We start from the raw sequence: 23,961 nt of genomic DNA on the forward strand, positions 1-23,961 counted from the left end.
TGGCCGATGAGAAACCATCCAAACCTTGACCGCGAACGGATCGCTGAGTTCTGCAGGCGAAACCACATACGGAAGCTGTCCTTGTTCGGCTCGATCCTGCGACAGGATTTCCGGATCGACAGCGATGTGGACGTTCTCGTAGAGTTCGAGCCGGGCTACCGGGTCGGACTGATCCGGATGGCCGCGATGGAGAACGACCTCTCCGCGATGATCGGCCGCAAGGTGGACATGCGTACCCCTCAGGATCTCAGCCGCTATTTTCGTGACAAGGTCGTGTCTTCAGCCGAGGTCCAGTATGTTGCCTGAAGAAGACATCGTGAGACTCCGCCACATGCTGGATGCTGCTGAAGAAGCGCTCGACTTTGCACGTGGCAGATCAAGGGCGGACCTCGATACCGACCGCATGTTTGCTCGCGCGGTTGTCCAGGATATCGAGATCGTCGGCGAGGCTGCCGGCGCTGTCAGTCGGGAGACGCAGGGTCTATACCTGGACATACCGTGGGCCGCGATTACCGCCATGCGCAACCGGCTCATTCACGCGTATTTCGACATAGACCTGGATCGCGTGTGGGATACCCTGGTGGACGACCTCCCGAGCCTTGTCCCGGAACTGCGCCGTATCGTTCGAGGGCAAGACTGAGCGAAGCCCCAAAACTCCCTTCGCCTCTCCGTCCCTCGTGTGCTACAATCAGCCATCGCCGTCCGAGGAGGGATTCCATGCTGCCCAAGACCATGAGAGCCGTCGTCACATACGGTCCGGAGGACTACCGGCTCGAGGAAGTGCCGACCCCGCAGGCCGGACCCGGAGAGGTCGTCGTCAAGGTTGACCACGCGGGAGTCTGCGCGAGTGACGTGAAGTGCTTCACCGGCGCTCACCACTTCTGGGGACCCGGTGGGGCGTGCGAGCCGCCGATCATCGCGGGCCATGAGTTCGCGGGTGAGGTCGTCCAACTCGGCGAAGGCGCTGGGGAGAAGCACGGCCTGGCGATCGGCGATCTCGCCGTCTCGGAGCAGATCGTCCCCTGCGGCGAGTGCCGATACTGCGCGACCGGCAGGTACTGGCTCTGCAGGGAGGCGAACGTCTACGGCTTCAAGCAGAAAGTCCCGGGTGCGTGGGCCGAGTACATGAAGTTCCCCGCCAAGTCGCGCAACTACAAGCTGCCCGTGGGAATCTCCCGGACCGCCGCCGCCGCGATCGAGCCGCTCGCATGCTCGATCCATGCCGTCCAGAGGGCGCAAATCCAACTCGGCGATGTCGTCGTGATCGCGGGCGCGGGGACTCTCGGCCTCGGGATGGTCGGCGTCGCGAAGCTCCTGACCCCATCGCTCCTGATCTCGATTGATCCGAAGGACTACCGCCTGGAGGTGGCAAAGCATCTCGGCGCGGACATGACGATGAACCCCGACCGGGAGGATGTCGTCGCGCGGGTGCTCGATCTGACCGACGGCTACGGGTGCGATGTCTACATCAATGCGACCGGCTACCCGGAGTCGGTGCTCCCCGGCCTGATGATGCTCCGGAAGCTCGGCACGTTCGTGGAGTACGGCGTCTTCCGCGAGCCGGCGACCGTGGACTGGACGATCATCGGCGACAAGAAGGAGCTGAACGTCCTCGGGGCGCACCTCGCGCCGTACACGTTCCCGCTGGCGATTGACTACATCATGCGCGGCCTGGTGGATGTCTCCCCGATCGTGACCCACGAACTGCCGCTGGAGAACTACGAAACCGCCCTCCACATGGTCCACGAAGCGACGGAATCTATCAAGGTGCTGCTGAAACCTTGAGAATCTTCCGGAATTCTCACCAAACGATATGACAACCTGTCCGGCGGGTGATACCATGGATTCAGCTTTGGGGCCGATGGGCGGTCGCCGGACTGCGATTCCGCTGTCCTTACTCACCTCCCTTCCTGAATCCATTCCGAGGGCTTCTACGCCCATTCGGCCCCGTATTTCTACCGGCCCCCGGCGGCTGGAAAGGAGACGGGAGTATGAAAGAGAATATCGTACAAGACGCTCTGCTGAAGGCGGAGATCAGGGAAGCGCAGCAGTTCGAGAACATGACGGTCCTGCCGCTGTTCTCGGATATCGAACAGGGACCGGCGTACCTGACGCTCGGCGAAGCGATGGAGAAGCAGTTCCTGACGGTGAAGGAGATTGACGAAGGGGGATCCGTCCCGAGGCTGTGCGCGGTCAACAGCGGTGACGTCCCTGTGCTGCTCCTCGACGGAGAGGAGATGATCGGGGCGAAGCAGAACCGTGTCGTCAACACCACGATCCTGCTGGACGCGAAATCGGAAACCGTGATACCGGTGAGCTGTACCGAACAGGGCAGGTGGCACTACACGTCCGAGAGGTTCGATGAATCGGCGCATCTCCTGTCCCGGCGCACGAGGGAATCCAAGCTTTCTTCCGTGAGCCGGTCCCTGCACGCAGGCGCGTCCTTCGCCTCGAACCAGTCCGAGATATGGTCGGAGATCGCGGACATGCATACGGCTGCCGGTGTGGACTCGCCTACCGGGGCCATGAGGGATGTCTACGAGCGCCGCTCCGCGGACATCTCGCAGTACCTGGACGCCTTCCCGTGCGCGCCCGGGCAGAGGGGAGTCCTCGTATTCGTCAACGGCCGGGTCAGTGGCCTCGACTTCCTGTCGTCCGAGGCGGCGTACCCGAAGCTGCACTCGAAGCTCGTGAAAAGCTACGCGATGGACGCCCTCCTGAGGAACAGAGGCCCGTCCATGCCGGACCTCGGCGCGGCCAAGACCTTCCTGGAGGCGGCCGCCGCATCGAGTGGGTCCGTCTTCGACTCGGTAGGCATGGGCAAGGACCACAGGTACGAGGGCCCTTCGGTCGTCGGCTCGGCGCTGGTCTGCGAGGAGTCGGTCGTCCACATGGCCTTCTTCAAGGTCGAGACGCGCGGAAACGGTCCCGACATCGCCAGTTCGAGAGCCCGCATGCGCTTCCGCAGAGAGCATATCTGATCCCCTGCCCGAACCGGGCCGTCCGCGACACCTGCCCCTTGCGGGCGGCCCGGTTGCCCTCTTCCCATCCCCGGAAGGAATCCCTCCGCCACTCCCCGAACCTACCGGAAGACCATAACCCTTTCCCGGAGGAACCATAGTGCTGGATATCACACCGCGTGTGCTCATGGGCCCCGGCCCGAGCAATGTAGACCCTCAGGTCCTTCAGGCGATGGCGCTTCCCACCATCGGCCACCTCGACCCTGACTTCATCGAGATCATGGAGAGCACGAAGGACATGCTCAAGCGGGTCATGATGACCGAGAACGAGCTGACGATCCCCGTCTCCGGCACCGGAAGCGCCGGGATGGAGGCCGCGATCTGCAACCTCGTCGAGCCGGGCGACCGCGTCGTCGTCTGCGTGAACGGCGTCTTCGGCACCCGCATGGTGGATGTCGCGGGCCGCTACGGAGCCGAGGTCATCCGCGTCGACGCTCCCTGGGGCAAGCCGATCGATCCGGCGGACGTCCGCAAAGCGGTCGCGGGCGGAGGGATCAAGTTCGTCGGCATCGTACATGCGGAGACCTCGACGGGCGTCCTTCAGCCGCTCGAGGAGATTTCGAAGATCGTCCACGACGCCGGCGCCCTCTTCCTGGTAGATACCGTCACGTCGCTCGGCGGCCATCCGGTCCGGGTGGATGAGTGGAAGATAGACGCGTGCTATTCCGGCACCCAGAAGTGCCTCAGCATCCCGCCGGGCCTCGCGCCGATCTCGTTCTCGCCGCCAGCGGTCGAGGTCATCGCAAACCGTAAGACCAAGGTGGCGAGCTGGTACCTCGACATGAACTTCATCCGCAACTACTGGGGCAGTGAGCGAGTCTACCATCACACCGCCCCGATCAACGCGATCTATGGCTTCCACGAGGGCCTGCGCCTGATCCTCGACGAGGGCCTCGAGAACCGCTGGGCGAGGCACAAGGCGAACCACGAGCTGCTCGTCGCCGGCCTCGCGGAGATGGGCCTCGGCATCCTTCCCGATCCCGGCTTCCGGCTCTGGAGCCTGAACGCCGTCACGATCCCCGACGGAGCGGACGACATGGCGGTCCGGAAGCAGTTGCTCGCCGACTACAACATCGAGGTCGGCGGCGGACTCGGCGATCTGAAGGGCAAGGTCTGGCGCGTCGGCCTGATGGGAGCCAGCTCCACGCCGAACAACGTCATCCTGCTCCTCGGCGCGCTCAAGAAGATACTCGGGTAGGTTCAAGGTTCAATGCTTAAGGTTCAAGGCGGCCTTGTTGACCGCCTGCGTGCGGTGATGCCCCCTGACGCCGTTGTGGACGATCCGCTGCGGCTGTCGTTCTACGGCTACGACGGCACGTTCTACGAGGGAATGCCGGATGTCGCCCTCCTGCCGGAGACCACCGAGCAGGTTTCCGCGGCCGTCAGGCTGTGCGCGGAATCAGGGGTTCCGCTCGTAGCGCGCGGAGCGGCGACCAGTCTCAGCGGCGGGCCGGTTCCCGTGCGAGGCGGCGCGGTATTCTCGTTCACGAGGATGGACCGCATCTTGGATCTCGACTATGCCAATCAGCGCGCGGTCGTGCAACCCGGCGTCGTCAACCTCCAGTTCCAGAACGTCCTCGCGAAGAACCGATTCTTCTACGCGCCCGATCCCGCCAGCCAGTGCGTCTGCACCCTTGGCGGGAACGTCGGCGAGAACTCCGGCGGCCCTCATTGCCTCAAGTACGGTGTCACCGCCAACCACATCCTCGGCCTGACGATGGTCCTGCCCGACGGATCGGTCCTCGAGACGAGCCTCGATCAATCGGGTTATGACCTCACCGGCGTGATCGTCGGCAGCGAGGGGACATTCGGCCTCGTGACCGAGATCGTCTGCCGGATCATGCCGCTCCCCGAGTCGGTGGTCACGATGCTGGCTGTCTTCGATACCCTCGACGGCGCGAGCCGCTCGGTCTCGGGCATCATCGCCGAGGGAATCATCACCGCGACACTCGAGATGATGGACAATCAGACGATCCGCGCGGTCGAGAGGCATCTCAGCGCAGGGTATCCGCTCGATGCGGAAGCGGTTCTGCTGATCGAACTCGACGGGCCAAAGGGAACGCTGGCCGATCAGGTCGCGCGCGTCGAAGAGGTCTGCCGCCGGAATGGAGTTCGCAGCCTGGATAAGGCCGAGGACGAGGCTCAGCGCGCGCTCCTCTGGAAGGGGCGAAAGGGCGCATTCGGGGCGGTCGTCAACATCGCGCCGAGTAAGATCTGTACCGACATCTCGGTTCCAAGGACCGAACTCCCGGCGACGCTAGCGGCCGTCATGGAGATCGGGCGCAGGCACGACATCGCGATCGCGAACGTCTTCCACGCGGGAGACGGCAACCTCCACCCGCTGATACTCTTCGATCCGCGCGATGACGGCCAGCTTCGGCGGGCACGGCAAGCCGACCAGGAGATCACGCAGCTTGCCCTCGAGTACGGTGGAGTTCTCACCGGCGAGCACGGTATCGGCTGTGTCAAGCGGCAGTACATGACGCAGATGTTCGGCCCGTCCGAGTTGCGGCTCATGCACCGGATAAAGGATGCATTCGACCCCGAGCACCGATGCAATCCGGGCAAGGTTCTCCCCGACTTGAGCGAGCTCGCAGATCCGGACCTGCCTAACCTTGCCGGACGCGCGCTCGACCTCCAGCCGCTGGACCAGGAGGCTGTGAGAGCCACGCTCGCCATTGCGAATCGTGACGGCGCGAAGTTGCTGGTCCGAGGCGGCGGGACCAAGTCGCCGCGGTCCACCGGTGGAAGGTCCGTTCTGAAGCTCGGATGGCTGAACCGGATCATCTCGCACGACTACGAGAACCTCACCGTCACCGCCGAGTGTGGAGTCACGCTGGGTGCGCTCGAGCAGGCCCTCGCCGAGCATGGGCAGATGCTCCCGTTCCGCAGGCGGTTCGATGACAGCGAGACTCTCGGAGGTATCATCGCCGCCGACCAGTCGGGACCGGGGCGGCTCGTCTACGGAACGCCGAGGGATTTCGTCACCGGCATCAAGGCGGCGCTCCCGAACGGCGAGGTCGTGTCGTTCGGCGGCTCCTGCGTGAAGAACGTCGCGGGCTATGCTGTCGAGAAGCTGCTCATCGGCTCGCGGGGCACGCTGGCCGCGATCCTTGAGGTCACCCTGCGCACTGTGCCTCGGACTGTGGACTGCGGAACCGAAGTCCGCGGAGCTTCCGCTTCCTCTGGGGCGCAAGGCAGAGCGGAAGCTGCGTCCGGAGACTCCGCCTCCGCACTCCAAGAATGGATCAAGCGCGCATTCGACCCGAACGGGGTTCTACCCGAATGAGAGACCCTGACTACATCGAATCCGAGCTGAGCAGGTGCAACAAGTGCGGCTACTGCATGCAGAGCTGCCCGATCTACCGCACGACTCGCCGCGAGTCGCAGGTCGCCCGCGCCCGGAACCAGACCGTGCGAGCGATCACTGAGGGCGGCGAAGAAGTCACCCGCGAGATGCTCGAGCCGTTCTTCGACTGCTTGCTCTGCGGGGCGTGTACGACTGACTGCTTCGGTCGCGTCGAGACGAAGGAACTGATGGTCCGCGCCCGCGAGGCGTTCAACTCCCGGTTCGGCGATTCTGCGGTCCGGCGGTACATCTTCCGCACGCTTCTCGCCGATCCGAAGCTGCTCAACACCGTCGTCCGGCTGGCTCGACTCGGCAAGCGGACCGGCATCTCGACCACTGCTCGAAACCTGGGGCTGCTCCGCTGGCTGAGTTCCTCGCTCGACGCCGCGGAGGACCTGGTGCCGTCGATGCCCGGTCGGTTCCTGCGGGCAAAGCTGGTCAGTCTCGGATTCAGGGAGATCGAGCAGGGTGGGGTGAAGGTGATGCGGCTCGATCCGGAGCAGGCGTCAGGCCCGCATGTTGCCTACTTCATTGGTTGTGCCACGAACTTCCAACTCCCGGGCATGGGCGAGGCGGCGATCAAGCTGCTTGCAGCCGCCGGATGCCGGATCACGATCGCTCCGAACGTCTGCTGCGGGCTTCCTCCGTATTCCTACGGCGACATCGAGGGCGCGCACGATCTCGCCCGCATGAACGTCGAGCTGTTCGCCGACCTCGACTTCGATCTCCTGGTGACCGAGTGCGGCAGTTGCAGTTCATTCGTGAAGGAGTGGGCCAAACTGCTACCCGATTCCCCCGAGGCTGCCGATCTGTCGAAGCGCACCCGGGACATCACCGAACTCCTCGCCGGGCTGAAGCTCCCGAAGTCTCAGGCCACCGGCGTGACGGTCACCTACCACGATCCGTGCCACCTCGGGCGCGGGCAGGGGATCACCGACGCGCCGAGAAGGCTGCTTGCTGATGTCGGCGGGTTCGAGCTGGCGGAGATGGCCGAGTCGAACTGGTGCTGCGGAGGGGCCGGCTCATACAACCTCAGCCACCCCGAGATGTCGAAGGAAGTCCTCTCCCGCAAGATGAGCCGCATCTCCGACACCCGCGCCGAGATCATCTCGACCGCCTGCCCCGCGTGCATCATCCAGATCGACTTCGGCGCCCGCACTCAGGACACCCGGCGTCCCGTCCGCCACGTCATCGAACTCCTCGCCGAGCGCCTCGGGCTCATGAGGGGCGGCTGATTCCTGTCCCAATGACATCCAGTCAAGCCTGTTCAGACCCGCGCGACGTGTGATATAATGCAGTGCTTTCGGGCATAGCGCATCTGTCGCGATTCGAGAGGTTCGAGATGCAGAACAACTACGCGTATATCGCCCTTTTCGCGATAGTGGGGATCGCCTTCACGGTGGTCACCATGTGGTTCTCATGGCTCCTGCGCCCCAGTTACAGGGCTGAGGGCGTCCAGGCCGAGCCCTACGAGTGCGGTGAGGTCCCCGTCGGCCCCGCGTGGAAGCAGTTCCGAATCGGTTACTACATATTCGCGCTCGTGTTCGTCATATTCGATGTGGAAGCGATCTTCATCTTCCCGTGGGCGGTGGTGCTCAGGGATATGAAGGCGGCCGGCCTCGGCCTCTTCGCCTTCGTGGAGATGATGGTTTTCATCGCCGTCCTGCTCGTCGGACTGCTCTACGCGTGGCGCAAGGGGGTGCTCAAGTGGGAGTAGTGGTCGAGAGGCTGCCCGGCGTCGTGACCACCAAGCTCGACACCGTGCTCAACTGGGCCCGCACCTCGTCGCTCTGGTATATGCTGTTCGGCCTGGCGTGCTGCGCGATCGAGTTGATGGCGACCGGCGCCGCCCGGTATGACTTCGACCGCTTCGGCATGATGTTCCGCGCCTCGCCGAGGCAGAGCGACCTGATGATCGTCGCCGGCACCGTCACCAAGAAGATGGCGCCCAGGATCAAGCGCATCTACGAGCAGATGGCCGAGCCGAGATACGTGATCGCTATGGGGTCTTGCGCGATCTCGGGCGGCCCGTTCATCGGCTCCTACAGCGTCGTGATGGGAGTGGACGAGATCATCCCGGTTGACGTGTACATCCCCGGGTGCCCGCCCAGGCCCGAGGCGCTTATCCAGGGCTGCCTCAAGCTCCGCGAGAAGATCAACAAGGAGAGCATCAAGCCCAAGAAGGGCGAGGCATAGTAGCGAACCTGTCGTTCCTGGCGCAGCGAGGAATCTCATGCCTGATACTTCGCTTCGCTCAGACAGACACCGTTGATTACAGGTCATCACACCATGAGCAACTCGGAACAACTCGAACAGGTCGTCCGAAACGCTTTTCCCGATGCCGTGGACGAGGCCTCGGAGGTCGGCGGGGTCGCGACGCTCACCGTCTCGGCCGATGCGATCGCAGGAATCTGCGCCTTCCTGCGGGACGACCCGGCGGCGAGGTTCGACTACCTGATGTCGCTCACCGCCGTGGACTGGACCGACCGGTTCGAGGTGGTCTACCACCTGTATTCGATCCCGATGAAGCACTACCTGACGCTGAAGGTCAAGACCGATCGGGACAACCCGGTCGTACCCTCCGTCTGCACCGTGTGGAAGGCGGCCGACTGGCAGGAGCGCGAGGTCTACGATATGTTCGGCATCCGCTTCGAGGGCCATCGCCACCTCGCTCGCATCCTGCTTGAGGACGACTGGGAGGGCTTCCCGCTGAGGAAGGATTATGCCGCCGATTCGGCAGTCTCCGGCCCCTCCGACACGTCCGATGCGACAGGCTGAGCACTGATATGATCCGAACCGAGACAATCCAGATCAACATGGGCCCGCAGCATCCGAGCACTCACGGCGTGCTGCGGATGATCCTCACCCTCGACGGTGAGACGGTCGTCGAGGGCAGGCCGGACATCGGCTACCTTCACCGGGGCATCGAGAAACTCGCGGAAGCACGCACCTATCCGCAGTTCGTGGGCCTCACGGACCGGACCGACTACCTCTCCGCGATGATCAACAACGCGGTCTACGCGATGGCTGTCGAGAAGCTTGCGGGCATCGAGGTTCCTGCCCGCGCCGAGTTCATCCGCGTCATCATGATGGAGCTTCAGCGGATCGCGAGCCACCTCGTCTTCGTGGGCGCGTTCTCTCTCGACCTCGGAGCAACGACGCCGTTCCTCTATGCCTTCCGCGAGCGCGAGGACGTCATGGACCTCTTCGAGATGGCTTGCGGCGCGCGCCTGACCTACAGCTACATCAGGCCGGGCGGCGTGATGCGCGACCTGCCGGAGGGATTCGATGCGAAGGCCCGGGCGTTCCTCAAGAAACTCCCCGGGCGCCTCGAGGAGATTGACAAACTCTTTGGCAGGAACGAGATCGTCTACGTCCGCACGCGCGGAGTCGGCATCCTCCCGCCCGAGGACGCCGTGAGCTACGGCGTGAGCGGTCCCTCCCTGCGGGCGTCCGGCGTGCCGATGGATGTGCGGAAGGACGATCCTTATTCGGTATATGACAGGCTCGACTTCGACGTAGTCACCGGCGACACCTGCGACTGCCTTGCTAGGTATCAGGTTCGCTGCGGAGAGATTCGTGAGAGCGCCAGGATCGTGGAGCAGGCGCTGGACATGCTTCCTGAAGGCGAACACACCGCCAAGGTGCCCAGAGTTCTGAAGCCGCCCGTCGGGGAAGCCTATGCCCGCGTGGAATCGTCGAGAGGCGACCTGGGGTGCTATGTGATCAGCGATGGGTCGGTCAATCCCTACCGACTGCACTGGCGCCCGCCGTCGTTCATCAATCTGGCGGCGGTCGGCGACATGGTTAGAGGCTGGAAGGTCGCGGATACCGTGGCGATCATCGGCAGTCTGGATATCGTCCTGGGCGAGGTTGACCGGTAACGAGGTGACCAATGATCTCTTCTAGACCATTCTGGATTCTGTATACGGTAACCGTCATGCTGATGGTGTTCTGGGTGGCCGTAATGCCGCTGACCGAGTGGCGCATCGGCGATGAACTCATCGCCAAGCGGGTCGTCATCATCACCTCCGACGATCTTGCCAAGTTCAGCGGCGATCTCCAGAAGGCTGCGGAAGTGCAGTTGAAAGATCTCCCCCTGATCACCAAGTGGATGATGCTCTACGAGCGCTACAATCTGAGCGCTCTCGGTATCACCCTTGGGATGATCTGCATAGGCCTGCTCGGCGGATTCCTTCTCGCGTCGCTTACATTCAAGCAGATCGCCGGCATGGGTGACCGGCTTCATAACATGACCGCCGCCGACAAGATCGCGGCCCTCATCGGGGTGATCATGGGATTGCTGCTGAGCGTGCTGCTCCTGCAGTATATCCGAGACTGGGCCGGCGAATCCGGGCCGCTCCTCGGCGTGCTCACGGTGCTGTTCCTCGTCTTCTTCTGCGTCTGGGCGATGATGAGCATGAAGGACGAACTTCGGTTCTACTTCCCGGGGCTGTCCCAGATCAAGGAAGCCGAGGAGAAGGAACTGCAGCGGCCTAAGCTGCTCGACACCAACGTCATCATTGACGGCCGCATCGCCGATGTGTGCCGGGCCGGGTTCGTCGAGGGCAAGATCTACATACCCAGCTTCGTCCTGGAGGAATTGCAGCATATCGCGGACTCGCCTGACAACCTCAGGCGCGCGCGGGGACGCCGGGGCCTCGATATCCTGAATGCCATGCGCAAGGAACTCGAACTCCAGGTCAAGCAGGACGACCCCGCCGACCCGGAGAACCCCGACGAGGTTGACTCCCGGCTCGTGAGAATGGCCAAGGACCTGGAGGGGTCCATCGTCACGAACGACTTCAACCTGAACAAGGTGGCGGAGCTGCAGGGCGTGCCTGTCCTCAATATCAACGAACTGGCAAACGCGCTCAAGCCCGTCGTGCTGCCCGGAGAGGAAATGTCCGTCCCCGTCATCAAGGAAGGCAAGGAGCCGAGCCAGGGCGTCGCCTATCTCGACGACGGTACGATGGTGGTCATCGAGGGCGGTCGGCGCTTCATCGGCGAAACCGTGGACGTCATCGTAACGAGCGTGCTCCAGACCGTCGCGGGCAAGATGATCTTCGCCAATATCAAGGCCGATCAGGAACAAGAGGACCAGATCATTGACCGCAACGTCCGCGATTATTCCGGCTTCCGGCCGAGGAAGAAGACTCGGTAAGCCGTACAACAAGGTGTTTCTCCCGCTCGCCGGCATGCCGATGCTCGCCCGCACGCTGGCCGTCTTTCAGGCCTGCGAAGAAATCGAGGAGATCGTTCTCGTCGTGAATGAGGACGAGACCTGCAGAGCCTCGGACTTGGTGAGCGACTACTGTTTCTCGAAAGTCGCCGCCATCGCACCCGGCGGCGAGTCCCGTCAGGACTCGGTCAGGAACGGCCTGAGCCGCATCTCTCCCACCTCGGAAATCGTCGCGATTCACGATGCCGCGCGCCCGCTCGTCACCCCGGACATCATCGTGTCTTCCATCCAGGCCGCGCGCGAGTTCGGGGCCGCCGTCGCGGCGGTGCCGGCAGTGAACACCATCAAGTCCTCCGGCGACGGCCGATTCGTGGACGAGACGCTGGATCGCGGCCGCCTCTACGCCGTGCAGACCCCTCAGGCCTTCGACCGCTCGCTCATCGAATCGGCCTACGAGCGCGCATCTGCAGACGATTACGTCGGCACGGACGACGCCTCGCTGGTCGAACGGATCGGCCGTACCGTAGCAATCGTGCAGGGCTCCTGCGAGAATATCAAGGTGACTTCGCCTCCGGATGTCGCGACGGCCGAAGCCGTGCTGGAGGCTCGAGGCGAGATCGTCCGCGCGGAGATCAGGGTCGGTCACGGTTGCGACGTGCATCGGTTCTCGCCCGGCAGGAAACTCTTCCTCGGAGGGGTGGCGTTTCCCGGCGAGGACGGGCTTCTCGGACACTCAGACGCCGATGTGCTGGTACACGCCGTCATGGACGCCCTCCTCGGAGCCGCCGGCATGCCGGATATCGGCCGCCTGTTTCCGGATACGGACGCCTCGTACAAGGGTATCCGCAGCACGCAGCTGCTTCGGCGCGTCGCGGAGCGGATCGCCGATGCCGGTTGGCTGGTGGGCAACGTTGACGCCACGCTGATAGCCGAACGCCCCCGGATCGCGGCGAGAGTGGAGGATATGCGCCGCGCGGTGGCCGAGGCGCTCGGTATCACCCCGTCGCAAGTCGGCATCAAGGCGACCACCGCCGAGGGTCTCGGACGCATAGGCGAGGGGCTCGGCATCGAGTGCCACGCGATCGCCCTCCTGCGGCGCCCCTAGATCATCCGGCGCTCTCCGTCTCCGTTACTCCGCGCCCTTGTCCGATTTCAGCCTCTCAACCCCTAATGACAACGTTTGCACAACCGATAATGTCAGAAAGGCGAGTCTCTTCCCCCCAGGTCCGGAGAGCCTCGTATGTGTAAGTACTCCTATTATCGCGGGAGGAATCTTTGCAGTATGAGATCTCGAAGTAGTCTCGAATCGCGAATCTGTGTTCTTACAACCGGCCTGCTCTTCGCATTGCTGCTGGCCGTCGGGCACGTTGAGATGTCCGGTCAGAAGGCGGCTCTTACTGAGGAGAAGATTGAGAAGTACGAGACCCTGTCGAAGGTTCTCGCCCTGTCCTACACGCCGCTCGGGCAAGGCAGCAATGATGCCCTCTATCGGGAGTTCACCGAACGGATCATGCACACTGATCGCGACATCACCTACGTCGTGATCAGGGACTCAGATGGACAGGCGATCTTTGTTCATGACAGGGCGACCACGAACGAGGCGAAGAGCGCCTCTCGCATGCCCAGCGCCAGGCAGATGCTCGGTTCGATTCGGCGGATAGCCCGTCCCGGTGGGGAAGACTTCAACGCCATTCGCGTGCCTGCCATGGTGCGGCCGGACGAGAAGGGCAGCATATCGGTCGGGTTCTCCTCCGCCTCCATTGACGCGGCGATCGAGCAGTCCCAGAACCGCCTGCTGGCGACATTCGCGGCCGCTCTTCTCGTCGGCCTGCTGGGCGCGATTTCGCTCGCCAGAGCCATCACTCGGCCTCTCCGCGATCTGATCGGCGCGGCGGGCAAGGTCGAACAGGGCAATCTCGACGTGGTCATCCCCGTCAGTTCGAAGGACGAACTCGGCCTTCTGGCAGGCGGGTTCAACCGGATGGTGATCGCTCTGCGAGAGAGCCACGACAAACTGGTCGAGAGGGCCAACACGGACAGCCTGACGAATCTGTACAACCACCGCCACTTCCAGGAGAGACTCTCCGTCGAGCTGAGCCGCGCCGAGAGGTTCGGCAGGCCGGTCTCGGTGATCATGCTCGACATTGACAACTTCAAGACGCTGAACGACACCCACGGGCATCCGGTGGGCGATATCGTCCTCAAGGATGTTGCCCGCATCCTCAGCGCAGAGGTACGGGACATTGACGTCGTGGCGCGCTACGGCGGAGAGGAATTCGCCCTGGTCCTGCCTGAGACTGCGCTCGAGGAGGCGCAGATTGCCGCCGAGCGAGTGCGTCTGGCGGTGCAGAGGCACTGCTTCACCGGCGGAGATGGAGAGACCATTTCCGTCACGATCAGCCTGGGTGTTGCCCAATACCCGATACACAGCGTGGAGCGCGAGGGCCTCATCATGGCGGCCGACCTTGCCATGTATCAGGCCAAGTCAATGGGGCGGAACCGCAGTGTGACGTTCAGCAACGATATCCGCGACGACAAGACGAGCGATCCGTACAAGCTCTACCTGCTACTTCACGCCACCGACGTCAGCACGATCGAGGCGATAGCGGCGGCCGTTGATGCCAAGGGTCAGCGCTACCCCGGTTTCTCCCGTGACGTGATGAAGAGCGCGGTGGCACTGGCTCAGGCACTGGGCATGTCGGAAGAGGAGCAGAACGACGTGCGAATCGCCAGCCTGCTGCACGACGTCGGCAAGCTCGGCGTGCCCGACGACGTGCTGAACAAGGACGGAGTGTACACGGACGAGGATCAGCGCATGATACGCGGCCACGCTGCGATGGGTTACGCCATCGTGCAGAAGTCGCCGCACCTGCGCTCGATGCTTCCGGGCATCTTGTACCATCATGAGCGCTGGGACGGCCACGGGTATCCGAACTGCCTCAAGGGCGAGGAGATCCCGCTGATAGCGCGGATCATCGGCATCGCCGATGCGTATCACGCGATGATGGTTACCCGGCCTCACGCCAGGGCGATGTCGCCGGCCGAGGCTCGAGAGGAACTGAGGCAGTGCGCCGGCACCCAGTTCGACCCCGCAATGGTCGAGGCATTCATCAAGATGCTGGAGATCTGTGAGGAGCGCGCTGAGGCGGCCTAGGCTCTGGACTCCGGACCGGGGGATATGCGAGGACATCCATACAGAAGCGATGACGATCGGGGAGGGAGCGCTGCTTCCTCCCAGACTCCATGTTCGGCACTCAGAACAGGCCCGTGATCTTCCCGTCCCCGTCCAGGTCAATCCGTTCCGCCGCCGGCCTTTTCGGCAGGCCGGGCATGGTCATGATGCTGCCCGTGTAGGCGACTACGAACCCCGCGCCCGCTGACACTTTCAGATCCTTCACGGTAATATGAAACCCGACCGGCCGCCCGAGGACGTTGGGATTGTCGGAGAGCGATGCCTGCGTCTTCGCCATGCAGATCGGGAGTTCCCCGAATCCCAGCGACTCCAGCTGTTTGATCTTCCTCTCGGCTTCCTCGGTGTACACGACTCCCTCAGCTCCGTAGACCTCCGCCGATATCAGCCCGATCTTGGATTTCAACCGCATCCGCGCATCGTAGAGCATTCGGAACTGGCTCGGTCTCTCGAGTGCCTGAAGAACCATACCGGCCAACTCCGATGCGCCCTCTCCGCCGTCTGCCCAGTGCGTCGCGACCGCCGCCGGAAGCCCGTGAACGTCGCACCTCAGCAATAGATAGTTGATCTCCTCGTCGGTGTCCGAGGCAAACCGGTTGATGCACACCACCGGCGGCAGGCCGAATGTCCGCATGTTCTCGCAGTGCTTGATCAGGTTCGGTATGCCCCGCTCGACGGCCAGCATGTCCGGCTTGTCCAGATCGGATTTCGGCACGCCCCCGTGCATCTTCAGCGCGCGAACCGTGGCCACGACCACCGCCGCGTCCGGAACGAATCCAGCTGCCCGGCACTTGATGTCAAAGAACTTCTCCGCGCCGAGGTCCGAGCCGAACCCGGCCTCGGTGACGAGGTAGTCCGCGAGGTGCAGGCCCATCCTGGTCGCGATGACCGAGTTGCAGCCGTGGGCGATGTTGCCGAAAGGCCCTCCGTGGACGAATGCCGGAGTGTGTTCGAGCGTCTGAACGAGGTTCGGCACGATCGCGTCCTTCAGGACGGCGGCCATAGCGCCGTTGGCCTGGAGGTCTCGCGCCGTAACCGGCTCTCCCTCGAGGTTGAAGCCTACCACGATGCGTCCGAGCCGCTCCCGGAGATCCGTCAGGTCGCTTGCGAGGCACAGGGTGGCCATGACCTCTGAGGCGGTCGTTATGCCGAAACCTGACTCCCTCGGCACGCCGTTCGGCTTGCCGCCGAGCCCGACCACGATGTTGCGTAGGGCGCGGTCGTTCATGTCGAGCACGCGCTTCCACGTGACGCTGCGCGGGTCGATTCGCAGGTCATTGCCCTGGTGCAGGTGATTGTCCAGCATCGCAGCCAGCAGGTTGTGGGCGGTGGTGATCGCGTGGAAATCCCCCGTGAAGTGGAGGTTGATGTCCTCCATCGGGATGACCTGGGCATACCCGCCGCCCGCCGCGCCGCCTTTGATGCCGAAACACGGTCCGAGCGACGGCTCGCGTATGGCGATGCAGGCTTTCTTGCCCATGCGGTGCAACGCGTCGCCCAGGCCGACGGTGGTGGTCGTCTTGCCTTCGCCCGCCGGCGTCGGCGTGATAGCCGTCACGAGTATGAGTTTCGCTTTCGGCTTGTCCTTGAGGCGGTCCATGACCGAGAGCGAGATCTTGGCCTTGTACTTGCCGAAAAGTTCGAGTTCGTCCTCCGCAAGGCCGAGCGACGCCGCGATCTCCGTGACCGGGCTCGGCTCTGCGTGCTGCGCGATCTCCACATCCGAAAGCATGAGCGGCTTGTCCCTCCGAGGTAGATGGGCGAATACTACCATATCAGCCGTCAGGGTGTCCAGACTCGAGGGTTGGCGCAAAAAAACAGCCCGTCCGCATTTGGGACGGGCTGTAGAGGAAGAAGACCTTAGCGCAAATGTGACAAAGTGTGCTTGTTCCTTCAAATCACCCACATATATTATCGGACGACTCCGGGGATTCCTTCAGGGTGATGTTATGTTTTTCCGAGAAGCAAACCGCCGAGAAGCCTATCCGGCTGTATCAGAGGGAGGGCCTCCGGACCCTCCCTGTTCCCTTGTACGCCTTCCCCGCGGACTCGGCGAAAAAAGTGCTTGACAAACGGCGCCGATATGATATCATGTTGATATCATCTTCATATCAAGGAGGTCGTGTGCCATGACGCACGAATACGAAGTCAAGCCCATCTCAGGATGGCTCGTCCTGGCGGTGTTCATAGCGCTGCTGGCGATCGAGATCTTCATCTTCATCACCGCCGTTCAGGGACAGCCTGATGCCTGGCGGCTCGGGGCGGCGATCGCACTCTTCACTCTTACGATGGTTTTCATCCCGGGCGGGTGGGTAGTCGTCGAGCCGAATGGAAGCGCGGTGCTTCTCCTGGCCGGAAGGTACAAAGGCACGATCAAGGACAGCGGGTTCAAGTGGGTGTGCCCGTTCTACTCCAAGCGCAAAGTCTCTCTGCGTATCAGAACATTGAACGGTGACAAACTCAAGGTCAACGACCTGGCGGGGAACCCCGTCGAGATCGCGGCGATTGTCGTCTGGAAGGTCAGGGACACCTACGAGGCTTCATTCGAGGTTGACAACTACGTACAGTACGTGCAACTTCAGAGCGAGACCGCGGTAAGGCATCTCGCGTCATCGTACCCCTACGACGCCGAGGACGAGCACGAGTCCCTCCGAAGGAACGCCGACGAAGTGAGCAAGGCGCTTCAGTCGGAACTGCAGGAGCGCTTGGCGGCGGCGGGTGTCGAAGTCATCGAGGCGCGGCTCTCCCACCTGGCATACGCCCCCGAGATCGCCGGGGCGATGCTTCGCAGGCAGCAGGCATCCGCGATCATCGCCGCCCGGCAGAAGATCGTCGAGGGCGCGGTCGGTATGGTCGAAATGGCACTCGACCGCTTGGAAGAGTACAAGAAGCTGCCGTTGGACGATGAGCGCAAGGCCGCGATGGTTTCGAACCTTCTGGTGGTACTGTGCAGCGAGCACGCGGCCCAGCCGGTGGTAAACGCGGGAACGCTCTATCAGTAGTAACGAGTCCTCTGATCTCGAGGCAGCACAGTGAAAAAAGCCTTTCCGCTGCGGATAAGTATGAATCTCTGGGATGACGTCCAGCGCTTGGCTGCGGCGGACCTCCGGAGCGCGAACGCGGAGATCGAGTTCCTGTTGAGAGACGCCGTGTCGAGGCGGTTGAAGCGCGCTGGTACGAGCAATGACGATACCGACGAATCTGAGTGACTCAGCTTGACGGTCAACCTGATCTGGGTTATACTACGCCCGGAACAGGCGGCTCCGGGAATGTCGGGGCGCGGCTGGGCCCGAGTCTTAGCCTCGGGCAGCAGGAGAATACAAGCCCTGCGGGACTGCTAGAGTCCCGCAGGGCTTCTTTGATTGTGTGGGTGAGCATGGACCAGCAACGACGCAAAACCGGCGTGGCGCTGCTCTCGGTGGCCTCCAATACCACTCTGGTGCTGCTGAAAGTAGCGGTAGGGCTATTCACCGGGTCGGTTTCGATCATCTCGGAGGGCATACACTCGGGGGTCGATCTGCTCGCGGCGCTGATCGCATGGTTCGCGGTAAAGACATCGGGCCAGCCCGCTGATGAGGACCATCCTTTCGGGCACGGCAAGTATGAGAACATCTCCGGCACCGTCGAGGCGCTTCTGATCTTTGTCGCCGCCGGGTGGATCGTCTACGAGGCGGTCAAGAAGCTTCTGCATCCCGAGCCTCTGCAGCATGTGGCACTCGGCACCGCGGTGATGCTCGTCTCGGCGGTGGTCAACATCATCGTCTCTCAGAGGCTCTTCAAGATCGGCAGGGAGACCGACTCCGTCGCACTGCAGGCGGATGCATGGCACCTGCGCACGGATGTCTACACATCGGCCGGCGTAATGGTCGGATTGACCTTGCTCTGGCTGAACGACATCATCGCGCCTCAGGTGAACCTCCATTGGATCGACCCGGTTGCCGCGATTGCGGTGGCGGTCCTGATCGTGAGGGCCGCCTATCACCTGACCGTTCAATCCGCGCGCGATCTCCTCGATGTCAGCCTGCCCGCAGACGAGGAACGACAGATTCGCGAGCACGTGATGGTCTGGACGCCTGTCGTCAGAGGTTTTCACCGCCTCCGAACCAGGAAATCCGGGGCGCACCGGTTCATCCAGTTCCACCTGCTGGTGGACGGAAGCATGTCGGTAGATGAGTCTCATCGAGTGCACGACGAGATCGTGGCCTCGATCAAGGAGCACTACCCGGACAGCACCGCGATCATCCACATGGAGCCCTGCACCAGGCCGTGCCCTGACAAATGCCTGCCCGACTGCCTCCTTAGTGAGGATGAGCGCATCCGCCTCTAGCGAACGTATATCACCCGGCGGCCGATGTCGGTCTGGCCGAAGACGTCCTTCGAGCGCACATGGATCAGGTACGTGCCTGGTGGAACGCCGGCCGGAAGCTTTGCCTTCCAGATATGGGCGCTGTTTCCCGGAGCCTGGACCGCCCGCCACAGCAGGGGCTTCGTCAGCTTGTCCTCGAGCTCCTTGATCCGCAGGTAGTATGGATCGGGCTCCGCGACTCTCGACATCTCGACCCACGGGCCGTCGCCCAGCTTCATCTCGATCTTCGACATCGGCGAGCCGGCGAAGACGTTGGCGACGACGTCGGTCGCTCCCGTGTCGGCCGACGGGACTTCCTCAGGTGCGAAGATGTTCATCTGATAGTCGGCGGGGCGCCTTGCGGCCTTGTAGCGGAAGGAGTACGCCGCCGCGTCGAACGATGCAATGGTGTACCCGTTCGGCGTGCCGTCGGCCCCGGTGGAATGAGGCTGACCGACTTCGTCCGGAGCTCCCCGCCACCATGCTCCGCACGCGGCCCCGTTTATGAGGTGATGGTGAGGTTGAGGCCCCTTCCATCCGTGAGCCTCTCCGCAGAAGACCTGATACAGGGTGTGAGTGTGTCCTGATATCGAGAAGGTGTTCGGGCGGTCCTGGAATAACTGGAATACCTCCGCCCTGTCCAACATCCAGTGAATCGGTATGTGCATCATGAAGACGATGAGTTGATCCTTCGGTACGAACTCCAGATCGCGCCTGAGCCACAGCTTCTGCCGAAAATCCAGTTCGGCGGTGTACCTGCCGTCGTGCTCGTAGTACGGATTGTTCAGCACCACGAAATGCACCGGACCGTAGTCGAAAGAGAAATACGGCGGACCGAAGACGCGCGCCCAGGTTTCGGCCGTCAGGTGGTGATACGGCCGACCGTCGTAGTTCGTGTCGTGGTTGCCCTTGACGTAATACCAGGGGATGCCGATCAGCCCGTGCGCTGCGGCGACGTCCTCGTACAGGGCCAGGCTGTCGCCGACTACATCTCCGAGTGTAACGCCGAAGGCCGCGTCTGCGCCGACGAGTTCCTCGACGATGTCGTGGCCCAGGGTGAAAACCGACGCCTTGCTCGAAGGCTGGGTGTCGCCGAAGAAGATCGCCTTGAAGCGGTCGGGCTCCTCGCGCTTGAACAGCGGGAAATCCACCGATTCGGGAAGCGGTCCGGTCGGGTCAACGCCTTTGTACTTCTGTGGCGGCGAGCCCTTCGGCTTGTGGACGTAGTAGAACTGCGGATGGTTGTTCGCGTCAACCGGGTTCATCCAGCCCCGCGGCTTTGTGACGAAAATGATGGTATCGTCGTCCACGGGAAGCCGGTAGGCGCCCGACGAATCGGTCTGCACTATCACGCGCCCGTTCGAGACTCGGACGCCCGCGATCCCTTTCTCACCGGGGTCGCGCGCTCTGTTGAGATTGGCGTCGTTGTATACGATGCCTTGGGCGAAGTCCTGACAAGCTGCCGGCGCTATCAATGCGAACAGGAGAACTGCGAGAAGGATAGGGCCTGGTGATTTCTTCATGTGGGTGGTTCGACTCCGTTGTCCGAAGGCACCGGGGGTTATGCCTGAGTTTGCTGCATTATAGCGGTACAGAGGCCACGCGGTCAATCAGAGCCTGATCTCGACGAGTTCACCGGGCTCCACGCGGGCATTGTGGGTGTTACTCTGCCATGTGCGCTCGACGTCGGCAGGCTTGTCGCCGTTGTTGTAGAGCAGCATCATGTCCGGGAAGACGGCGGTCCAGACGTTGTCCGCCCGGCTGTCCACCTCGGGAGCGCTCTTGAGCCTGCTGTCTAACCTGTCCGCGCGGTAGACGGCCCAGCGCACCAGTTCGCTCAGCATGTCCTTCTCGTCCGGCATGCGGAACTTGCCCAGCACAATCCCTCGTCCCACTCTGCCTTGTGACGGAACACCTGCTTCATAGGTAATCATAATAGGGAACAGCTTGTCGCTGATGTCAGTCCGACCTTCTACATCGGCAGGCTTCTCGCCGGATCCCCAGACGAGGATTCCACCGTTCTCGACCCACTCGAGGATCTTCTCGAGCACCACACGCTCAGTTACCGGGCCGCCGAGCCAGATCAGCACGCGGGTCTTGCTCTTCGCGAGGTAGTCGTCCTCGATCAGAAGCTCGTCCGCCACCTCGAAGTCGGTGATGTCGCGGAGGGCGTCCGCCGCGCGGATTACGGGCCAGATGTCGCCGTTCATGCGATACCAGGTGGTCGGGCAGTAGACCGCCACATCGGTGATCGACGGCACGCCCCGGTAGAGATGAATCCACTTCAGGCCGTCTTCCTTGTGCTTGTCCCACTCATAGCTGAACATTTCGGACGTGCCGTTGGAGGCATCCATGAAGACGCGGCGCAGGAAGGTCCGCTGGTCGAGGCCGCCCGCGGGCTCGGTCGTGAACGGGATGCCGTAGAACCGGTACGCGGTGCCGTACCATCGGTCGCCGAACGGTCGTCCGTGGCAGTCGGCGGGCTGGAGGCGCATCTTCCACCGCCCCTTGATCCCCACCTTCGCAAGGGGGGGTGAGACGGCCTTCGCGTACCCTGGGCAGTAGGTCCCCCAGGCGATCGGGTTCACGCCGCCGGCCGATCCGCCGGGCTTCATCTTCAACCTCTCGATCGGGATGTACTTCTTCGCCTCGTTGGTCACCTCTACGGAGAAGTCTATGAGCGACTGGTGATACCACCTGATGAAGTCGATCCATCGGCGTCGGGCCTTCGCGTCGCTCCGCTCCTCGGCCTTGAGCAGCTTGCCGGCCTTGATCTCGGGCGGGAATTCGACCTCGCTCCACCTGAGGAATCTCGTCCCCCAGGCCTTGTTGAGCGCCGGGAGCGACTTGTACTGCTTGCGAAACGAGGCGCTGAATGCCTTGCGGGCATACGGATCGCCGCACCAGTAGCCCTCGTGGGAGTGGCCGATCTTGACCCAGTCGGGGATCGGGAGCGGGTAGTTGCCCTCGCCGTATGGACCGACTAACCCGATGTACGTGCGCCCGAGCCTATCGCCGAGCGCCTGAGCCATGTGCTTGTACCAGCGGCCGAACCATTTCGCGGTGGCCGGGTCCCAGATGGAGAAGGTGTACGTCTCCTCGCCGTGCTCGAGGCAGCGCATCATGGTGAAATGGTCCGGCGCATCGGGATCGTTCGCCGGGAGCTTGCCCTCACGCATCCACAGGGGGGGATTCATCAGCCAGAGGTAGGCGTCGTACTCCAGGCCGCCCGCGCGCTGATTGGTCGCAACCTCGAGCTGCCGACTCCAGTCCCACTTGCCGGGCGCAGTCTCGACCGCGCCCCATGCGACGTAATCCTCGTAGGCCATCAGACCGGACGCGTGGTGACCCGCCCAGTTCTCCGGCGGCGGGACCGGCTCTCCGTTGAAGTTGGGGTCCGGCCACGCGCCGATCGGCGAATGCTGGATATGGTTGACGCTGAAGTTGCCGCTGATGATCGGCAGGCTGTCGGCGGCCGCCGCGATGATCGGCAGCACGGCGAGCACAAGTGCGATCGTGACAGTCATGGGTTCTCCATATCACTCGTCAGTGTCTGCGACGTTGTCCTTGATGACGACCTGACCCTCGGAGTTGTTGACGATCGTGCCGGGGCCGTAGAACTCGTTGCCGGTGATGACCGCCGCTCGGACCGGCGGGTCTAGGACGATCGGACGATTGTTGAACGGCGCATCGTACATGTTGAGGAACACGCAGTTGGTGATGCTGATGCGGCCCTCGCGGACGCGAATGATGTCGTCGGCCTTGATGCCGCGGTCTATGCAGTAGAAGTGGCAGTTGTCGAACGAGACTCGGCCCCTGCCGGAGATGTCGGCCGCCCCAACGTTGTTCTTCGAGTGCTCGCTGCCGAAGATCCCGCAGCCGGTGAAGCGGATCATGCCGATGTTCGTGTCCCTGACGATGATGTCGCCGAAGATCTGCGAGTTCGAGAAGCTGACGCCGCTGTGGCCCTGGGTCTCCTCGACTAGCACCGCTATGTCGCAGGCATCTGCGCCGCTCTGGGTGAGCAGGTAGTTGCCCGCGCCTTCATATGGACCGGTCCCCTGGCCGCGCACGAACTTCATGCCGACCTTGTAGCTTATGGCAAAGCAGTTGGTGACGTACTGCCAGTCGCTCCGACCGAAGATGAAGGCCTCGCCATGCTCGAGCATGAACCTGCCGACCGGGCTGTCGGGGTCGCCGGCCGTCCAGAACGGCCAGAGGTGGACGTTCTCGATCCGGCCGATGTCTATGCAGTAGTCAATCCACACACCGCGCCGCAGCGGTTGAGCGTAGAGGTTGCGGATGTAGTGCCGACCGGAGACGCGGCTGCCGAAGTCCACGGCCTGGTAGGGATTGACGAGCAGGCAGTCTACGATCGAGCAGTTGTCCGCGCCGACGGTCGCCACGCACCAGGGATACATTTTGGGCGGATTGGTCTTCGTCTGCTCGGGATAGAAGACAGTCACCCCCTTCAGCGTCGAGCAGCGGTCGAGCGTGATGAACGGAGTGCCGGTTTCGCTGCCTGCCCCCTCAACTGCCAGCAGAACACTGCCCTTCAGATCGGGGCCGGATTCGGGCTTGCCGGGAACCTTGTGGTACTCGTTGACGCTCGCGGGTGCGCGCCAGGTGCCCTCGAGCGTGACCGCTCGCGGGATGGCGAGGTGCGTCTTGATCATATACTGGCCGGCCGGGACCTCGACGATCCCGCCGTCCTGCCTGGCGCACGCGTCGAGCGCCTTCTGGAAAGCTGATGTGTCGTCGGTGGCTCCGTCGCCCTTGGCGCCGAAGTCGCGAACGTTCAGGGCGCCCGGCGTCCGCGCGAGGCAGGGCCCCGACAGGATGAGGATCAGGATGAAGATGGAACAGAGTTTCATG

Annotated in this window: 19 protein-coding genes and 1 pseudogene; 16 read left to right on the forward strand and 4 right to left on the reverse strand. The window is 62.9% G+C overall.

The genetic code is table 11. The features are described from left to right. Window positions 1-6 precede the first annotated feature (6 nt). The 14 genes and pseudogenes from KBC96_06585 (at window position 7) to KBC96_06650 (ending at window position 14,705) form a co-directional block, all read left to right on the forward strand. Entirely contained in the window at window positions 7-306 is a 300-nt protein-coding gene (locus tag KBC96_06585; protein ID MBP6964056.1) for a nucleotidyltransferase domain-containing protein, read from the forward strand. Beyond that, window positions 299-640, forward strand: coding sequence for a DUF86 domain-containing protein (locus KBC96_06590; protein ID MBP6964057.1), 342 nt, complete (start codon window positions 299-301; stop codon window positions 638-640). The genes KBC96_06585 and KBC96_06590 overlap by 8 nt, the downstream gene beginning before the upstream one ends. A 77-nt stretch (window positions 641-717) precedes the next feature. Beyond that, window positions 718-1,785 (forward strand): alcohol dehydrogenase catalytic domain-containing protein, encoded by a 1,068-nt coding sequence (locus KBC96_06595; protein MBP6964058.1) that lies wholly within the window; start codon window positions 718-720, stop codon window positions 1,783-1,785. A gap of 206 nt (window positions 1,786-1,991) precedes the next feature. Further along, window positions 1,992-2,981 carry a hypothetical protein gene (locus KBC96_06600; GenBank protein ID MBP6964059.1) on the forward strand — a complete coding sequence of 330 codons (990 nt, stop codon included), beginning with the start codon at window positions 1,992-1,994 and terminating at the stop codon, window positions 2,979-2,981. 166 nt (window positions 2,982-3,147) lie between these two features. Further along, on the forward strand, window positions 3,148-4,218 hold the full coding sequence (locus tag KBC96_06605; GenBank protein ID MBP6964060.1) for an alanine--glyoxylate aminotransferase family protein: 1,071 nt from the start codon (window positions 3,148-3,150) through the stop codon (window positions 4,216-4,218). 12 nt (window positions 4,219-4,230) lie between these two features. Continuing rightward, complete coding sequence (locus KBC96_06610) at window positions 4,231-6,309, forward strand: FAD-binding protein (GenBank protein ID MBP6964061.1); 2,079 nt, start codon at window positions 4,231-4,233, stop codon at window positions 6,307-6,309. Next, window positions 6,306-7,604, forward strand: coding sequence for a (Fe-S)-binding protein (locus KBC96_06615; protein MBP6964062.1), 1,299 nt, complete (start codon window positions 6,306-6,308; stop codon window positions 7,602-7,604). Before KBC96_06610 ends, KBC96_06615 begins: the two co-directional genes overlap by 4 nt. A gap of 107 nt (window positions 7,605-7,711) precedes the next feature. Continuing rightward, window positions 7,712-8,086: an NADH-quinone oxidoreductase subunit A gene (locus KBC96_06620; protein MBP6964063.1), complete on the forward strand. Its 375-nt coding sequence runs from the start codon at window positions 7,712-7,714 to the stop codon at window positions 8,084-8,086. Next, window positions 8,077-8,565 (forward strand): NADH-quinone oxidoreductase subunit B, encoded by a 489-nt coding sequence (locus tag KBC96_06625; GenBank protein MBP6964064.1) that lies wholly within the window; start codon window positions 8,077-8,079, stop codon window positions 8,563-8,565. The genes KBC96_06620 and KBC96_06625 overlap by 10 nt, the downstream gene beginning before the upstream one ends. A 93-nt stretch (window positions 8,566-8,658) precedes the next feature. Beyond that, a complete protein-coding gene (locus KBC96_06630) occupies window positions 8,659-9,147 on the forward strand; it encodes an NADH-quinone oxidoreductase subunit C (protein ID MBP6964065.1) in 489 nt (162 codons plus the stop codon). Between the two features lie 8 nt (window positions 9,148-9,155). Beyond that, a complete protein-coding gene (locus tag KBC96_06635; protein MBP6964066.1) occupies window positions 9,156-10,253 on the forward strand; it encodes an NADH-quinone oxidoreductase subunit D in 1,098 nt (365 codons plus the stop codon). A gap of 230 nt (window positions 10,254-10,483) precedes the next feature. Continuing rightward, the gene (locus KBC96_06640; protein MBP6964067.1) at window positions 10,484-11,533 is read left to right on the forward strand and encodes a TRAM domain-containing protein; all 1,050 of its coding nucleotides are present in this window, start codon (window positions 10,484-10,486) and stop codon (window positions 11,531-11,533) included. Continuing rightward, a pseudogene (gene ispD / locus KBC96_06645) lies at window positions 11,490-12,656 on the forward strand (2-C-methyl-D-erythritol 4-phosphate cytidylyltransferase). The gene KBC96_06640 and the pseudogene ispD overlap by 44 nt, the downstream one beginning before the upstream one ends. A gap of 177 nt (window positions 12,657-12,833) precedes the next feature. Next, window positions 12,834-14,705 carry a diguanylate cyclase gene (locus KBC96_06650; GenBank protein MBP6964068.1) on the forward strand — a complete coding sequence of 624 codons (1,872 nt, stop codon included), beginning with the start codon at window positions 12,834-12,836 and terminating at the stop codon, window positions 14,703-14,705. A gap of 100 nt (window positions 14,706-14,805) precedes the next feature. Here KBC96_06650 and KBC96_06655 read toward each other — a convergent pair whose 3' ends face one another. Further along, window positions 14,806-16,473, reverse strand: a complete 1,668-nt coding sequence (locus tag KBC96_06655; GenBank protein MBP6964069.1) for a formate--tetrahydrofolate ligase — start codon at window positions 16,471-16,473, stop codon at window positions 14,806-14,808. 397 nt (window positions 16,474-16,870) lie between these two features. On the opposite strand from KBC96_06655, the gene KBC96_06660 reads away from it, so the two are divergent. Together KBC96_06660 and KBC96_06665 are read left to right on the forward strand one after the other, a co-directional pair. Continuing rightward, on the forward strand, window positions 16,871-17,743 hold the full coding sequence (locus KBC96_06660; protein ID MBP6964070.1) for an SPFH domain-containing protein: 873 nt from the start codon (window positions 16,871-16,873) through the stop codon (window positions 17,741-17,743). A gap of 374 nt (window positions 17,744-18,117) precedes the next feature. Then, on the forward strand, window positions 18,118-19,068 hold the full coding sequence (locus KBC96_06665) for a cation transporter (GenBank protein ID MBP6964071.1): 951 nt from the start codon (window positions 18,118-18,120) through the stop codon (window positions 19,066-19,068). Here the strand turns inward: KBC96_06665 and KBC96_06670 are convergent. The 3 genes from KBC96_06670 to KBC96_06680 all read right to left on the reverse strand — a co-directional run bounded on the left by KBC96_06670 (window position 19,065) and on the right by KBC96_06680 (window position 23,960). Beyond that, window positions 19,065-20,609, reverse strand: a complete 1,545-nt coding sequence (locus tag KBC96_06670; protein MBP6964072.1) for a calcineurin-like phosphoesterase family protein — start codon at window positions 20,607-20,609, stop codon at window positions 19,065-19,067. The two genes, KBC96_06665 and KBC96_06670, sit on opposite strands and share 4 nt — an antisense overlap. 87 nt (window positions 20,610-20,696) lie before the next feature. Continuing rightward, the gene (locus tag KBC96_06675; GenBank protein ID MBP6964073.1) at window positions 20,697-22,613 is read right to left on the reverse strand and encodes a beta-galactosidase; all 1,917 of its coding nucleotides are present in this window, start codon (window positions 22,611-22,613) and stop codon (window positions 20,697-20,699) included. A gap of 12 nt (window positions 22,614-22,625) precedes the next feature. After that, window positions 22,626-23,960: a hypothetical protein gene (locus tag KBC96_06680; GenBank protein ID MBP6964074.1), complete on the reverse strand. Its 1,335-nt coding sequence runs from the start codon at window positions 23,958-23,960 to the stop codon at window positions 22,626-22,628. Between the last annotated feature and the right edge of the window lies 1 nt (window position 23,961).

Source organism: Armatimonadota bacterium (assembly GCA_017993055.1).
GTDB lineage: Bacteria > Armatimonadota > UBA5829 > DTJY01 > DTJY01 > JAGONM01.